Below are 14,483 nucleotides of genomic sequence, written 5' to 3' on the forward strand. Positions count from 1 at the left end.
GCATGTCAGGTACCACCGCCTCGGGCCACGAGCCCGGCACGAAGCGCACGTTCTTCGGACAGCCGTTCGAACTGTCCACACCGTTCGCGGTCGAGCTGTGGGAGCGGTTCTCGTTCTACGGCATGCAGGGCATCGTCCTCATCTACATGTACTACTCGCTCACGCAGGGCGGACTGGGCATCGACAAGGGCATCGCGAGCGGCATCATGGGTGCCTACGGCGGTGCGGTGTACCTGTTCACGATCATCGGCGCGTGGATCGCCGACCGGCTCGTCGGCGCGGACCGCACGCTGTTCGGCAGTGCCGTCGTCGTCATGCTCGGCCACATCGCGCTCGCGGTCCTGCCGGGCGTCACCGGCGTCGGCGTCGGGCTGGTCCTCATCGCCCTCGGCTCCGGTGGACTGAAGGCGACCGCGACCACGATCGTGGGCGGTCTCTACACGAAGGACGACCCGCGCCGCGACGCCGGGTTCTCGCTCTACTACCTCGGGGTGAACCTCGGGGCGTTCTTCGGCCCGCTGCTGACCGGGCTGCTGCAGAGCACGCTCGGGTTCCACTTCGGCTTCGGTCTGGCCGCCGTCGGCATGGCCGCGGGGCTCGTGCAGTACGCGATCCGCCGGCGTCACCTGCCCGACGCCGTCCGGCACGTCACCAACCCCGTCGACCGTCGACGACTGCCGCTCGTTGCCGTCCTGGTCGTCGTGGCACTCGTGCTGATCGTGGTCGCGGTGCTCACCGGGCTCCTGAACGTCGGCAACCTGCCGACCGTGGTCGTCGCGATCGTCGTCCTCGCGACCATCGGGTACTTCGTCGTGATCCTCGGCAGCGGGATCGGCCCCGAGGACCGCTCCCGCGTGCTGGCGTTCATCCCGCTCTTCATCGCGAGCGCCGTGTTCTGGTCGCTGTACCAGCAGCAGTTCACGGTCGTCACGGTCTACGCGGACCAGCGGCTGGACCGCTCGCTGTTCGGGTGGGAGATGCCCGTGTCGTGGGTGCAGTCGATCAACCCGGTGTTCATCATCGTGCTCTCGGGCGTGTTCGCGGCGCTCTGGACCAAGCTCGGCGACCGTCAGCCCTCCACCCCGACGAAGTTCGCCCTCGGCACGGGCATCATGGGCGTCGCGTTCCTGCTCTTCCTGCCGTTCGTGGGTTCCGGCGAGAACGGCACCCCGCTCCTCGCACTCGTCGGCATCCTGCTCGTCTTCACGATCGCCGAGCTGCTCCTGTCGCCCGTCGGGCAGTCCGTCGCCACGAAGCTCGCGCCCGCGAAGTTCCAGACGCAGATGGTGGCGCTGTTCTTCCTGTCCGTGTCGCTCGGCACCGCGGCCACCGGCGTGCTCTCCCGCTACTACGACCCGGGGAACGAGGCGCCGTACTTCACGGTGCTCGGCCTCGCGGCGGTCGTGGTCGGCGTCCTGCTCCTCGCGTTCGCCAAGCCGGTCCTCCGCCTCATGCGCGGCGTCCGCTGACCTCGCGAGCCCGCGGCGGTCCTCCCGGTCGGACCGGGTAGGCTGGAGGACGCCAGACCGGCCCCGAACAACCAAGGAGTCACGGACATGCTCGAAGTCATCGCAGGCGTCATCATCGGGATCGGCGTGCTCGGCGGCGTCGGACTCTGCATGGCCACGGCGGCCATGATGAAGAGCGGCTCCGAGGAGTACTAGGCCCGGTCAGTCGGCCTCGGTGGCCGCTGCCGGTTCGACCGGTACCAGTTGACGACTCAGGACGGTCGCGCGCTCGAACGGGCCGCGGCCGTCCGTCGTGTACGCGGGCTCGTCGAACACGACGGTCCACGTCCGCTGCGTCCCGCCGAGCTGGCTCGCCCCCGGTGCCACGATGACGCCGATCGGTTCGTCGGCCCAGTGCTCGCCGCCCTGCTGCCCGGGATCGACGACCTGCACGAGCGCGCCGATGCCGAGGCCTCCGCGGTCGTCGGGGCGCGGGGTGGGGGAGCGTCGTCCGAACACCCGCCCACCGTACCGTCCCCGTCCGTGGGCCCGCGCTGGTCGCCGCCCGTCGGCCCGCGCTGGTCGCAGGACGTGCCGCGCGGTTCTGGGACTCGCCGAGCGCGCATCACCGAGGTTCTGGGACTCGCCGAGCGCGCATCACCGAGGTTACGGGACTCGCCGAGCGCGCATCACCGAGGTTCCGGGACTCGCCGAGCGCGCATCACCGAGGTTCCCTTGACCGACCGTCGTCGCGCCGAGATGCCGAAATTCTGGAACCCCGACCGTCCTTCTGAGTCGTGTCCGACGGGAGAGGCATGACGGGGGCGCACCGTGCCTCCCGTCGGTGTGCCGCACGGGCGCTCGGTGTGACCGCGCCGAGGTTCCATGACTCGCCGCACGCGTGTCACCGAGGTCGCACGAACAGGCCGGAATCGCGTCGAGATGCCGAGATTTCGGAACCTCGCCCGCCGGCCCGGCTTCCCCTACGCCCCGGGGGCGACCCGCGCGATCTCGGTGATGGACGAGTGTCCCGTGTCGGGGTGCTTCCGCATCGAGAGCAGCCGCTCCATGGACGGTTCGAGTGCCGTCACCTTGTCGAGCGGCGCACTCACCACGAGCTGGAACCCGAGCCGGAGCCACGCCGTGACCGCACGCCCGGCGAACTCCGAGTCCGCCTTGATGAACGCCTCGTCGAGGAACACCGGCGCGAACCGGGGCCGGGGCCGGGTCTCGTCGCCGAGCTGGTACCGGAGCGCGGCGCCGACGATGAACGCCACGAGCTCCTGCGTCTCACCGCCGGACTTGTCGCCGAGGGACGAGTACACGCCGAGGTCGTTCCCGTCGACGTCGTAGCGGACGGCGGTGATCTCCATGTGCCGCCGGACGTCGAGCACGGCGTCCCGGGCGGTCGTGCGGCCCCGAGGTGCAGCGCTGTCCGGCCGGATGATCGCCATGAACCGGCGGAGTCGGCGGAACCGGGTCTCGAGCACGTCGTCGGTCAGTTCGGTGTCCACCGAGGCGGACAGCGCGCGGAGCTCCTTGCGGAAGGACGCGACCTCTTCGCGGGTGACACGACGGATGACGATCTTCAACCGGTCCCGGTTGGCGCCGAACGGCAGCTCGCGGAGGATCTCGTTGACAGGCTCGAGGCGCTCCTCGATCTCCACGACGGCGCGGTCGAAGGCGCCGGCGAGCGGCACGAGGTCCTCGCCGCTCCACTGCGAGAGTCGTCGGCGCCACTCGGTCCGACGGGCGTGCAGGCCGGTCGCGAGGATCTGCTCCAGGATCGCGTGGTAGTCCTCGTACGAGGCGACCCCGGTGCCGAGGTTCGGGTCCGGCCAGGCGTCCTGGTACCGCTGGAACGTCAGCGTCAGAGCGTTCGAGGCCGATGCGGCACCGTCGAGCGCCTGTGACAGCCGCTCGTCGAGCCGCCGTCGGAGCCGTCGGGTGGCGTCGTCGAAACCGTCGATGCCGTCGGGGGCGCCGACCTCCTCGAACGTCTCGGACAGCAGCCGCGCCTGTTCGTCGTCCGGCAGCGAGTCCGGGGCGTCGTCGAACCGCGCGAGGATCTTGGCGGCCGCGTCCTGCCCGTCGACGAGGACGCCGTGACGCTCCTCGAGTCGCGAGACCGACAGGCGCGCCGCGGACCGCCGGTCGGAGGCCTCGTCGAGCGCTGCCCGGAGCCTGGCCACCGTCGCCCGGAGCGTCCGGAGACCGTCGTCGGCGGCGAGCAGGGCCTGGCGTTCGGCGTCGAGCTGCGCGAGGGACTCGTCGAGACCGGCGACGTCGATGCCGTCCCAGCTCGCGTCGACCACGTGCTGGTGCGCGGTGCGGAGGGCGTCGAGCACGGCGATGTCCTGCGCGACGTCGGTGCGCCGGGCCTCGAGCGTCGCGAGGTCCTCGGTGATCGAGGCGAGCTCCTGCTCGACGGCGGTGACCCTGGCCTCGTTCGTGAACCCGATGACGTTCGCCTGTCGACGGTCGCCGTGTGCGCCACGTCGGCCGTCGCGGAGCTGCCCGGACCGCGTCACCCGACGTCCACCGCCGCCGAGGTCGCCCGCGTCCTCGACGCAGCGGGCATCGGTGCGCTCCGACTCGATGCGCTCGCGCACCCAGGTGCTGAACGGGGACGGCTTGATCGCGAGCTTCCCGGACACCATCGACGGGTCACCGTCGAGGTCGATGTGCGGCCCGGTCGGCACGCCCTCGAACTGGACCCGCACGGGCAGCCGGAGGGAGTCGATGGCCTCGCTGAAGGCCGCGAGGTGGTCCTGGTCGACCAGGAGCGTGCGGGCGACGGGGGCCAGCACGGACTCGATCGCCGTCCGCCAGGGCTCCTCGCCCGGGAGCACGTCGAGGAGCTCGGCCACGAAGGGCAGGTCGGCGGGGTCGATGCCGGCCGCGCGGGCCATCGCGACGCGGGCCTCGTGCATCGGCAGCGGCATCGCGCCCTGGCGGTGCTCGAGCGACTGGCGTTCCTGGCGCAGGGTGCGTTCGCGGTCGAGGAGCGGGTACTCCTCGCGGGTCAGGGCGTCGCGACGCTGGTCGAGCTCCTGCCGAGCCGACGCGTACGACCCGAGGAACTCGTGCGAGGTCCGCTGCGCCGTGACGAACGTCGGCTCGGTGTCGACCGTCGTCTCGAGCACGGCGGTGCGCTCCTCGAACACGGCACGGGCCCGTGCCGCCGCGTCGCGCTCACGGGTCCGCCGGTCGATGCGGTCCTCGAGCTGTGCGAGCGCGTTGCCGCCCTGGTCACGGAGCCGGGCCTCGGCGTCCCGGAGTTCGACCTCGACGGCGGCGTGCCGGGCGGACGCGGCGGCGACCTCCGCACGCGCGGCCGTGCGCTCGCGGGCGTTGCGGGCGACCTCGTCGTCGAGCAGCGCACGCTTGCGTGACGCCGTCCAGTGCGCGAAGGGGGAGACCTCCGCACCGGTGGCGATGCCGTCGAGCGCCGCGGCGGCAGCTTTCGACCGGGCGATCTCCGCGTGGAGGTCGACGATGGGCGACAGGATGCGGACCTTGCGCTCCTCGGTGTCCATCGCCTCGTACGCATCGTCCAGGGCGGAGAAGTGCGCGAGGGCGCGGTCGGCCGCCTCGTAGGTCGCCGGCGTCTCGAGGACGAGCGACTTGTACAGGGCGTCGACGGTGGGGAGGTGCTGTCCGGCCTGGATGCGCGCGAGCAGGCGCATCGCCCGGTTGCCGCCGCCGGAGTCGCCGATGCCGAGCCGGGTCTGCAGCGTGTACGCGAGCTCCTGGTAGGTGTCGCGGATCACGAGGCCGGGCACGCGCCCGGTCAGCTCGAGGTGGTGGAAGCGCGCCGGGACGAACTCCTCGAGCCGCCGCAGGTCGAACGTGTCGTCGACCGTCGCCATCGTCATCTGGATGTCCCCGACGCCGCGGGCCCGCTTCGGCACGATGTACGCGCGCAGCACCGTGAAGCGACGCTCGTCGTCGTTCCGGAACGTCACCGCGACGGCGCCCCACGTCGTCTGGTCGTCGCCGCGCAGGTTCACGTCTCGGAGCGCGCCGGTCTCCGGGTCGCGCTGGGTGTCGACCTTGCCGCGCAGGTAGGTCAGGAGGTTCCGCTGGTCCGCACCGCGTGCTCGGCCGGTCGTGGTGTCGTTCGATGCGCCGTTGAACGGCACGTCGGACGGCATCATCACCGCGAGGTAGGCGTCCATCAGGGTCGACTTGCCCGTGCCGGACGCGCCGGAGATCAGGGTCGCGGTGCCGGAGAGCTCCACCTGGCGGTGGCCGTGGAAGCCGCCCCAGTTCACGACCTGCATCGACTCGGCACGCCACTGCGCCACCGTGTCGAAGAGGGCGGGCATCGCGTACTCCTCGTACGCGGTCGTCCCGGTCGCGGTGTCGGTCATGCTGCCGGCTCGCCTTCGTCGTCGGTGTCGGTCGGCTCGGCCTGGAGGCCCGGCTCGGCCCCGGCGGTCGCCTCGCCGTCGCCGCTGGTCGCGGTGCGGAGCCAGGTGTCGAGTTCGAGGAGCCGTTCGAGGGGCAGGAGCACCTCGACGACGCTGGCGACGCGGAAGCGGTCCGGGTCGGTGGTGCGGAGCAGGATGCGCGCGCGCACCAGGCGCTCGACGGCGCTCGCGACGCGGGCCTCGTCGCGCGTGCGGTCGGTCGACCCGGCGGGCAGGAAACCGGCCACGTGCCCGAGGATCTCCGACCGGTCGACGACGACCTGGTCGGGGCCGGGGCGCGTGTCGGCGCGGAGGCGCATGCGCAGGTACACGAGGACGATCGTCTCCTCGCGCGTGTACGGGACGTCGCGGAGCAGCGTCGGGAAGGCCCGGCGCTGGCTCTCCGAGCGGGCCTGGCGCTTCCAGGCGACCTCGCGGTCGCGGTCGACGTGGAGCTCGAGGAAGAGGTCGTTGAGGCGCGACCGGAGCTGTCCCTCGGCGTCGAGGACCGCGCGCCACTCGTCAGCGTGCGTCCGGGCGCTCACGTAGGTGTGGCGGAGCAGCGCGACCAGCGCGCGTCGCTGCTGCTCGTCGAGTCGTCCCTCGTCGCCCTCGAAGAGGGCGAAGCTCGTCTCGTCGCGGTCCTCGTCCTGCGGGAACGTCTCGAGGTCTTCGAACCCGGCCGTCTCGTCGACCGGCGCCGGCGTGGTGTCGCTCACCGTGCCTCCTGTGCGTGTGCTGCTGTGGGTGCTGGGTCGTGTGCCGCGTCGTGAGCGTCGGCGTCGTCAGCCGTGGCGCCGCCGTCGGTGAGGTCGGCGGTCGGCATGTGGAAGGTGACCGGGCTGCCGTCGGGCCGGACCGTGTGGTGCGCGACCACGTGTCGGCCGTCCTCGAAGTCCGGGCGGCCCGTGAGCAGGTGGGCCAGGCCGAAGAGCTCGACCGGTCGCCGCTGCTCGTCGGGCAGGCCGTGGAAGGCGGCGGCGCTCGACGGAGCAGTGGCGGACCGCAGCGCGTCGCGCAGCTCGGCGAGCAGGGGACCGCCGTGGCGCCGCAGTGTCTCGACGTCGAGGTCATCGAAGACGTCGTCGTCCGGTTCCTCGATCGGCGGCGGCACCGACTCGGTGTCCGGGTCGTAGAAGCGCTCGCGCAGCGTCTCGACCTCGGCCGGCTCGGGCAGGAGTCCGAGCGGGACGCGGTCCCGCGCCGACCCCTGCTCGATCCACGCCGCGAGACCGCGGTTCACCGAACGGAGGACGGCGTCGAGCTCGCGGTCCCGGACGACGTCGTGCGCGACGATCTGGTCGCGGAGGGTCGCGGTGAGCTGTCGGCGCCGGGCGAGGACGTCCTCGATGCCCTGCCGGAGGATGCCCACGGTGTTCCGGAACGCTCGGCGCTCGCCCGGCTCGAGCGTCGAGGCGAACGGGTGCGCCAGGATCGTGCCGATGTCGTCGCGGAGGCGGAGCAGCAGTGCGTCGTCGCGGAGCAGCTCGAACGCGCCCTCGAACGCGCGGCCCTCCGGGGTGGACTGCATGAGGTTGTCGGTGCGCGCGAGGTAGTCGTCGAGGATCTCGCCGATCGGGCGGACTTCGCTGCGGAAGTCCTCGACGATCGAGCGGTGCATCGTCGCCACCGCCTCCTCGACGCGCTTGAAGTCGCTCGGGAGCTGGCGGATGAGGTCGGAGATGTTCGTGTAGCCGTCGCGCATCCGGTCGTCGTCGACGGTCTCGACCGCGTCCCCGTCGGCCAGCCGGTCCCGCTCGGCCTGGAGTTCGGCGATCTGTGCGTCGAGCCGGCGGATCTGCACGTCGGGGTCGGGCTCGGCGCGGGCGGCCCACCGGTGCACGGCGTCGACGATCATCGCGAGGCGGCTCTCACTGATGAGTGCCCGGTCCGCGCTCAGCGCGTCCACGAGGCTCAGGGCCTCGAGGGCGTGACTGGTCAGGGAGTACTGCTCGTCGCCGTCGGGGGAGTTCGACCGGACGAGCCACTGCGCGGCCACCCACTCGCGACAGAGCGCGCGACCGTTCGGCCGGGTGTCCTCGACGTCTCCCGCCTGCTCGCTCGCCGGGACGCGTGCGCCGGTCGCCTGGAGCCGGGCGACGTGCTCCTCGACCTGGAGGTGCATCCGGTCCGCGGGGACGTACTGGACGTCGCGGTCGAACACCGCTCGGAACACGGCCACGACCGCCGCACTCGTCGGACGCGAGAGGAGTCGGAGGGTCGGCCGGTCGAGGACCGCGCGCACGCGAGCGAACTCGAGGTCGACGTCGGTCATGTGCCCCTACGGATGGTCGTGTCGTGGTGGTCTGCGCGAGCTGCCGGAACGACGAGAGCCCGACGCGTGCTGCGTCGGGCTCTCGGTCGTGTCGTCGATGCGACACAGCGGGTGGGCGATACCAGACTCGAACTGATGACCTCTTCGGTGTGAACGAAGCGCGCTACCAACTGCGCCAATCGCCCGCTGCACTTGTCGTGCCAGTCGATAATAGCGGATGCCGAGGCCGGTGCCGAACACGACGCGTCGCCCGGGTGTGGCGGAGTCGTTCGACGCCCGTGCATCCGCGTGAACACGGGGGACACGCCCGGTGAACCGGAAGGATTTTGGCGGATGCGCCGGGGTTCGTATAGAGTTTACGACGTCGCCGAGACGGCAGGCCAGCAAGAGCGGCTCGTCGGACGGCGGTCAGGCTTCTTCCGAGAAGCATTGCGGATGTGGCGCAGTGGTAGCGCATCACCTTGCCAAGGTGAGGGTCGCGAGTTCGAATCTCGTCATCCGCTCGAGTGTCCCGATCTCCGGATCGTGACGACTCACCAGAGGGTATCCCACCGTTCGGGTACTCACGGAGACGTGAACCTCGATGGTGGGGTGGCCGAGAGGCTAGGCAGCGGCCTGCAAAGCCGTCCACGCGGGTTCGAATCCCGTCCCCACCTCCAGCTCCACACTCCTCTGGGCGATTGGCGCAGCGGTAGCGCGCTTCCCTGACACGGAAGAGGTCACTGGTTCGATCCCAGTATCGCCCACCACGAGCAAGCCCCCGGCAGACGCCGGGGGCTTTCGTGTTCTCCCCTCGCGCGTTCCGACGTCAGCCGCGCACGCTCCGGACCGTGCTGACACGGAGGTCGTCGAACGTGCTCGTGAAGCCGGCACCGCCGAGCGAGATCAGCCCGATGCGCGGGTGCGCGCCGAGGTCCGCGGTCCAGGTGCCGCCGCGGACGAAGTGATGCCCGTCGTCGCTCGTGTACGCCGTGTACTGGTCGACCCCGTCGACGACACGGTGCACGATGCGGAGCGTGGTGCGGTCTCCCACGGGGCCGACCACCATGTTCCCGTAGTTCGGCGCCCCTGCTGGCTGCGGTGTGACCTCCTTCCCGAACTCCGTCTGGCGGGTGTCGAAGATCGAGTTGGACGTCAGACGGACGTAGTTGCCGTCGTCGCCGTACACGATGAGCCCGCCCTGCACGTAGTTCACGCCGTCGCCGGTCGCCGGGGTGTCCACCGCGACGGTCGTCTCGACGACGTAGTCCCCGCTCGGCGCGGGTTCGGCGAGCACCGAGGCGAGCGGCGTCGCCGGTGGGTGGATGTCGGCGTCCTGGGTCTGCCAGCGGAACGCGCCACCGCTGACCGTCCACGTCGACGCATCGGGCTCTCGGACCCAGCTGAGCGACGGGGGCAGCGCCGACCCGTCGAACGACGTCGAGGCGGCACGCAGCAGTCGACCGGGGACGTCGACCGGCGCTCGGGTCGGTCGGTAGGTCGGTCGTTCGCCGGGCTGGGCGACGGGCCCGGGCTGCACGGTGTCGGACGGACCCGCCCCACCTCGGACGACGGGCCAGCCGCCGACCCAGTCGAGCGGGTCGATGAGGACCGGGCGCTTCGTGTAGGTGCCCTGCCCGGCGTAGTACGGGTCGTCGCGGTCCACCGCGTGGTAGACGATCCAGTCCTGCCGGGCGAAGTCCGTCACGACCGTGTTGTGACCGGTCCCGACCCAGCGGTTGCCGTTCTGCGCGAGCATCGGCGTCCCGCCCACCCGCGTCGCCGTGATCGCGACGCCGTCCCGGTCGGTGAACGGTCCGAGCGGGCTGCGGGACCGGGCGACGAAGACGCCGTAGCCGGTGAGTGCGCCGTTGCAGCAGTTCGTCGCGGACCCCATGAAGTACCACCAGCCGTCGTGGCGCATCAGGTAGGTGCCCTCGTACCGGTTGTCGATGGCGATCTCGCGCTCGCTCGACGGTACGGAGTGCAGGCCGTCCGGGGTGAGGCGACGGACGTTCACCCCGCCGAAGTAGCTGCCGGAGTACAGGTAGGTGACGCCGTGGTCGGTGATCACCTCGGGGTCGAACTCCCACCGCTGTCCGGCTCCGTTCGGCGCTGCCTGCGGCGCGACGACCGGCCCGCCCGAGTCGGTCCACGGTCCGGTCGGGCTCGAGCTCGTGGCGACGCCGACGGCCGATCCGCCACCGGTCGGCGCGGTCGCCGTCGGGGTGTCCGATGCCGCGTAGTAGAGGTACCAACGGCCGTCCCGGTACACGACGTCCGGCGCCCAGATGCCGTTCGCGTCCCCGACCCAGGCCGGCTTCGTCGTGAAGGCGTCACCGACGTACGTCCAGTGCGTGAGGTCGGTCGAACGGTAGGTGGGGACGACGTGCTGGACCAGTGACCCGTCGGGGTTCTCCTCCGTCGTGGTCAGGGCGTCGCTGGTGCAGTAGAGGTACCAGTCCCGGTCGCGCCCGACCCCGTGCACCACCGTGGGGTCCGCACAGCTCGCGGCGCTCTGCCCGTCCGGCAGCGACAGCGTCATGGGGTTCTGGTGGGTCGGCGCGGCCGGGCTGCGTCCGGCCGTGGCACTGGCGGCCTGCGCGGGTGGCGCCTCCGCACCGGCCTCGAGGAACGTGGTCGCGAGCGCTGCGACCGTCGCGATGGTGAGGACCGCCTGCAGGGATCGGCGCACGGTGTGACCTGCTCTCGTCGTCGAGGAGCGTGCTGACGAGGGCGAGACTACGCCGCGGGCGGCCACCCCGCGATGACGGGGTCGCCGGACGTCGGCCGGTCGCGGCATGATCGGCACGTGCACCCGCTCCGCCGCCGCTCCGTCACCGCGCTGTTCACCGGGCTCCTGGGAGCGTCCGTGCTCGCCGGCTGTTCCGGCGGCGACCACACGCAGGCCGCGTCCGACGACCTCGCGCAGTGGATGAGCACGGCGTCCGCGCAACTCGGCGTCCACGGAGACGCCGACCACGGCGGCGGCGGTGGACGACTGACCACCGAGGACGGAAGCAGGACCGCTCGAGCACAGGTGTCCCTCGCGTACGACCTCCGCGGCCCGTACGACGTCCTCGCCGTCTGCAGGTCGGAGGAGACCGTGCACCTGCGCGTCAGCGAGCTCACCGAACACGAGGACGGGCCGAGTGCGGTCCTCGGGCGGGCCGACCTCACCTGCGGGACCTCGAGCAGGATCCCGATCGACGTACCGGCAGGAGCCGACGGGATCACCCTCGACGCGTCGACACCGGATCGGTCCGGGCAGTCGTTGTTCGACGCGATCGTCGTCACCCGGGGGGCCGGACAGTGACGGCCGACGGGGGCCGGAGGGCCCGAGGGACCGTCGTGCTCGGCATCGCGCTCGCCAGTGCAGCGGCTGCCGTGGTCGGCTTCGGAGCAGTCGCCGGGTCCGTCGGCCCTGATCAGCAGGCGACGGCCGCCACCCCGCCCGCGCCGCGACCGACGGTCACGGCGGTCAGGGCGAGCAGCTCCGGCCCGTCGACCCGGACGACCGTCCGCACCAGCGTCACGGTGCGGAACACCGGGGCGTCGAGGACGTCCGCGCTGCCCGCATGGCTGTACCTCGCGTCGAGCAGCGGGCGCTACGCGCTCGGTCACGTGCCGGTCCGAGCGCTGGCTGCGGGTAGGACAGCGACCGTCCGTGCGACGCTGACCTCCGTTTCCCGGGTGCCCGCCGGGAAGTACGCGGTCGTCGCGTGCACCGGCGTGTACTCCGCGTCGACCTGCCGCACGTCGACGTCGACGGTGCGCACCGGGCACGCGAGCCCGGCAAGGCCGGAGACCGGGGTGATGCTCGACGTCGCCCGCGCGTACTACCGACCGTCGCTCATCGAGCGGTACATCGACCTGCTCGCGCAGCACGGCGGCCGTTTCCTGCACCTGCACCTCACCGACGACCAGAACGTCGGTATCGAGAGCGCGGTCCTCGGGCAGACCCCCGCGAACGCGGACCTGCGCGACGGCGTGTACACGAGTCGGGTCACCGGCAAGCCGTTCCTCAGCACCGCCCAGGCTCGGGCGATCGCCGCGTACGCCGAGGAGAAGCGCATCGCGATCGTCCCCGAGGTCGACACGCCCGGGCACATGGCGGCGGCGTTCGCGCTGCTCGAGGCGGAGCACGGGAAGCGGTGGGTCGACCGCATCCGCGACGGGGAGAGCGAACTCGACCCGTCCGCGCCCGGCAGCGTCGCGTTGGCGACCGGCCTGCTCGCCGAGGTGAGGCGGACGTTCCCGCAGAGCCGAACGGTCCACATCGGTGGCGACGAGTGGGGCGAGGACGTCAGCGCGGATGAGCGGGTCACGTGGTTGAACACGCTGGCGGCCGCCGTCGGCACGGAGTCGGTGTGGGCGTGGAACGACGGGATCGACCGCTCCGCCGTCCGACGCCTGGACCCACGCATCCGTGTCACGTACTGGAGCTTCGACGGCGACACCGAGGACGCGACCGAGCGCCGGGAACGCCGGCAGCACCGTGCGCGGGCGAGCGACCTCGCCGCGGCGGGGATCGACCTGCTGAACTACGACTCGTACTACCTCTACGAGGTGCCGACCGATCTCGACCCGGCCGACGCCGCGTACAGCGCCGCTGACCTCCGCCGACACTGGACGCTCCGGACGTGGGACGGCGACTCGGGGTCGCGACTGGCGACGCCGATGTCGGGTGCGGCGATCGCTGTCTGGGGTGAGGACCTCGACGCGCCTCCGTCCCCGGCGCTCCTCCGGTGGAGCACGCCGCACGTCGTAGCGATGATCGACACCGCGAACGCCTCAGGTCCGCGAGCCCGTAGGTGACGCGGGCGCGGCAGCGCGTCGGCGGACGAACGCGCACGGCGGCTCCGCTTCCGAGCCGACCGTCACCGTCCCCACGGGGAGCTCACCCGCACTGAGCCGGAACGTGACCGAACGGCCCTCGTGACGAGGTCGTGAGCGTCTCGGGATCCGTTCGTCACTGCGCGAGCCCGGTGAGGTCGTCGATGCTGTGGACGGTCGGGGACGGGACCGTGACGGGGGTGTTCTTCCGCAGCCAGAACGACCCGCCGCCGACGCCGGCGCGTGAGGAGCCGACACCCCTCGAGGATCGGCTGGAGACGGTGATCGCCTCCGCGGCGCTGACGGAGCAGGTCACCCGTTCCCGGTGCGCCGCGTCGTACGCACCCCCGATCAACAGACCGGGGAACGTCAGGAGCGTGGCGAGGAACACCCCGACGAGGAGGAGGGTCGACAGCGACTCCCGGATCGGTGCCCGGTCGTGTTGCGCGGTGAGCTTGCCGAAGAACGAGGACATCGATGCACCGACATCGGCGGCGCTCCCGCCGTGCAGCACCCGGCACGCCGTGGTGATCACCGAGAACGCAGGGAGACCCGACGGGCGCAGCCCGGCAGGATCACGCCCGCAGCCCCCGCGACGACCTCGACCGCGGTCACCGGACGAGGTCGCCCGTCGTGGACGCGGGTCCGGGATCCCGCTCGAGCTCCGGCACCCTCGCGGTCAGGTGTGTGTCGATCGCGATGGTGAGCGCCGTGATCATCATCGAGAGCCCCACGGACGACAGCGTGTCCGTCAGCCAGTGGTAGCCGAGGTAGAGCCGGCTGATCACCTGGGACGCGATCATGAGCGCCGCGAGCGCGAAGAGGCCGACCGTGACCCAGCGCCGGTGGGTGCGCGACGCGATGAGGAACGCTCCGATGAGGAAGAAGTCGCTCGCCCCGAGGACGTGACCGGACGGGAACGAGAAGGTGTGGTCGGGTCCGAGCAGCATCTCGGCGATCGGTGGCCGGGGGTGCCGGACGAGCGGGGCCAGCGCCTGGGCGGTCATCACCCCGAGCACCATCCCGCACGCGAGGACGAGCGGACGCCACGCGTGCCGTGCGAGGAGGGCCCACGCGACCGTCACGACGAGGACGACGATCGGCATCCCCACCGGTCCGAACACCGTCGCCAGCACCACCATCACGTTCGTGCGGTCGGCGTCCCGCTGCGAGTCGAACCACTCGTCGACGGGGCGGTCGAGCCGCTGGACGCCCGTGTGCGTCAGGACGCCGACGAGCATGGTGGCGAAGACGACCGCGCCGACGATCGCGAGCACCACGGCGGCGCGGAGCAGCACGGCGCGCTCGGCCCGGCCGACGGTCCGGACCTCCGGCGCGAACTTGCGGTGCCACCAGCCGCGGTGGTCGGCCGACGGGGCGACGGAGTCCTGCTGCATCGACCCATCGAACTCCTCGGACGGGAGTCCAGTGCTGTCGGGCTCGGTGTCGCTGCGGTGGTGACGTGACCCGGCGACGGACGGGAGGCCCGTGGCGGTGCCGCCACGGGCCTCCCGTCCGTCGGTCCGACCG

Annotated in this window: 10 protein-coding genes and 4 tRNA genes; 6 read left to right on the plus strand and 8 right to left on the minus strand. The window is 71.7% G+C overall.

Features of this window, described 5'->3' with window-relative positions:
• Positions 1-2 precede the first annotated feature (2 nt).
• Complete coding sequence (locus tag ABC270_RS10315) at positions 3-1,469, plus strand: peptide MFS transporter (protein WP_412880712.1); 1,467 nt, start codon at positions 3-5, stop codon at positions 1,467-1,469.
• A 201-nt stretch (positions 1,470-1,670) separates the two neighbouring features.
• Here ABC270_RS10315 and ABC270_RS10320 read toward each other — a convergent pair whose 3' ends face one another.
• The 5 genes from ABC270_RS10320 to ABC270_RS10340 form a co-directional block, all read right to left on the minus strand.
• Complete coding sequence (locus tag ABC270_RS10320) at positions 1,671-1,967, minus strand: hypothetical protein (protein WP_412880713.1); 297 nt, start codon at positions 1,965-1,967, stop codon at positions 1,671-1,673.
• Positions 1,968-2,431: 464 nt separating this feature from the next.
• Positions 2,432-5,824, minus strand: coding sequence for an ATP-binding protein (locus ABC270_RS10325; protein ID WP_412880714.1), 3,393 nt, complete (start codon positions 5,822-5,824; stop codon positions 2,432-2,434).
• A complete protein-coding gene (locus ABC270_RS10330; protein WP_412880715.1) occupies positions 5,821-6,582 on the minus strand; it encodes a DUF4194 domain-containing protein in 762 nt (253 codons plus the stop codon). The genes ABC270_RS10325 and ABC270_RS10330 overlap by 4 nt, the downstream gene beginning before the upstream one ends.
• The gene (locus ABC270_RS10335; RefSeq protein ID WP_412880716.1) at positions 6,579-8,138 is read right to left on the minus strand and encodes a DUF3375 family protein; all 1,560 of its coding nucleotides are present in this window, start codon (positions 8,136-8,138) and stop codon (positions 6,579-6,581) included. The genes ABC270_RS10330 and ABC270_RS10335 overlap by 4 nt, the downstream gene beginning before the upstream one ends.
• A 112-nt stretch (positions 8,139-8,250) precedes the next feature.
• Positions 8,251-8,323 (minus strand) — tRNA-Val (locus ABC270_RS10340).
• A 246-nt stretch (positions 8,324-8,569) separates the two neighbouring features.
• Here ABC270_RS10340 and ABC270_RS10345 point away from each other — a divergent pair.
• The 3 genes from ABC270_RS10345 (at position 8,570) to ABC270_RS10355 (ending at position 8,887) form a co-directional block, all read left to right on the plus strand.
• Positions 8,570-8,641: transfer RNA gene (locus tag ABC270_RS10345), tRNA-Gly, on the plus strand.
• 82 nt (positions 8,642-8,723) lie between these two features.
• Positions 8,724-8,797 (plus strand) — tRNA-Cys (locus ABC270_RS10350).
• A gap of 15 nt (positions 8,798-8,812) precedes the next feature.
• Positions 8,813-8,887, plus strand: a tRNA-Val gene (locus ABC270_RS10355).
• Positions 8,888-8,946: 59 nt separating this feature from the next.
• Here ABC270_RS10355 and ABC270_RS10360 read toward each other — a convergent pair.
• The gene (locus tag ABC270_RS10360) at positions 8,947-10,812 is read right to left on the minus strand and encodes a glycoside hydrolase family 43 protein (protein ID WP_412880717.1); all 1,866 of its coding nucleotides are present in this window, start codon (positions 10,810-10,812) and stop codon (positions 8,947-8,949) included.
• A 117-nt stretch (positions 10,813-10,929) separates the two neighbouring features.
• Here ABC270_RS10360 and ABC270_RS10365 point away from each other — a divergent pair, with 117 nt between their 5' ends.
• Positions 10,930-11,433, plus strand: a complete 504-nt coding sequence (locus tag ABC270_RS10365) for a hypothetical protein (RefSeq protein WP_412880718.1) — start codon at positions 10,930-10,932, stop codon at positions 11,431-11,433.
• A 35-nt stretch (positions 11,434-11,468) separates the two neighbouring features.
• Positions 11,469-12,935 (plus strand): family 20 glycosylhydrolase, encoded by a 1,467-nt coding sequence (locus ABC270_RS10370; RefSeq protein ID WP_412880719.1) that lies wholly within the window; start codon positions 11,469-11,471, stop codon positions 12,933-12,935.
• 154 nt (positions 12,936-13,089) lie between these two features.
• Here ABC270_RS10370 and ABC270_RS10375 read toward each other — a convergent pair whose 3' ends face one another.
• On the minus strand, positions 13,090-13,428 hold the full coding sequence (locus tag ABC270_RS10375; RefSeq protein ID WP_412880720.1) for a hypothetical protein: 339 nt from the start codon (positions 13,426-13,428) through the stop codon (positions 13,090-13,092).
• 136 nt (positions 13,429-13,564) lie between these two features.
• Positions 13,565-14,350: a phosphatase PAP2 family protein gene (locus tag ABC270_RS10380; protein ID WP_412880721.1), complete on the minus strand. Its 786-nt coding sequence runs from the start codon at positions 14,348-14,350 to the stop codon at positions 13,565-13,567.
• Between the last annotated feature and the right edge of the window lie 133 nt (positions 14,351-14,483).

Origin of the sequence: Curtobacterium phoenicis (assembly GCF_047238015.1) — a bacterium.
GTDB lineage: Bacteria > Actinomycetota > Actinomycetes > Actinomycetales > Microbacteriaceae > Curtobacterium.

Excerpts from the sequence above, each read along its gene's own strand:
- ABC270_RS10335 (WP_412880716.1), bottom strand. The coding sequence starts at position 8,138 with ATGACCGACGTCGACCTCGAGTTCGCTCGCGTGCGCGCGGTCCTCGAC.
- ABC270_RS10325 (WP_412880714.1), bottom strand. The coding sequence starts at position 5,824 with ATGACCGACACCGCGACCGGGACGACCGCGTACGAGGAGTACGCGATG.
- ABC270_RS10380 (WP_412880721.1), bottom strand. The coding sequence starts at position 14,350 with ATGCAGCAGGACTCCGTCGCCCCGTCGGCCGACCACCGCGGCTGGTGG.
- ABC270_RS10315 (WP_412880712.1), top strand. The coding sequence starts at position 3 with ATGTCAGGTACCACCGCCTCGGGCCACGAGCCCGGCACGAAGCGCACG.
- ABC270_RS10375 (WP_412880720.1), bottom strand. The coding sequence starts at position 13,428 with ATGTCCTCGTTCTTCGGCAAGCTCACCGCGCAACACGACCGGGCACCG.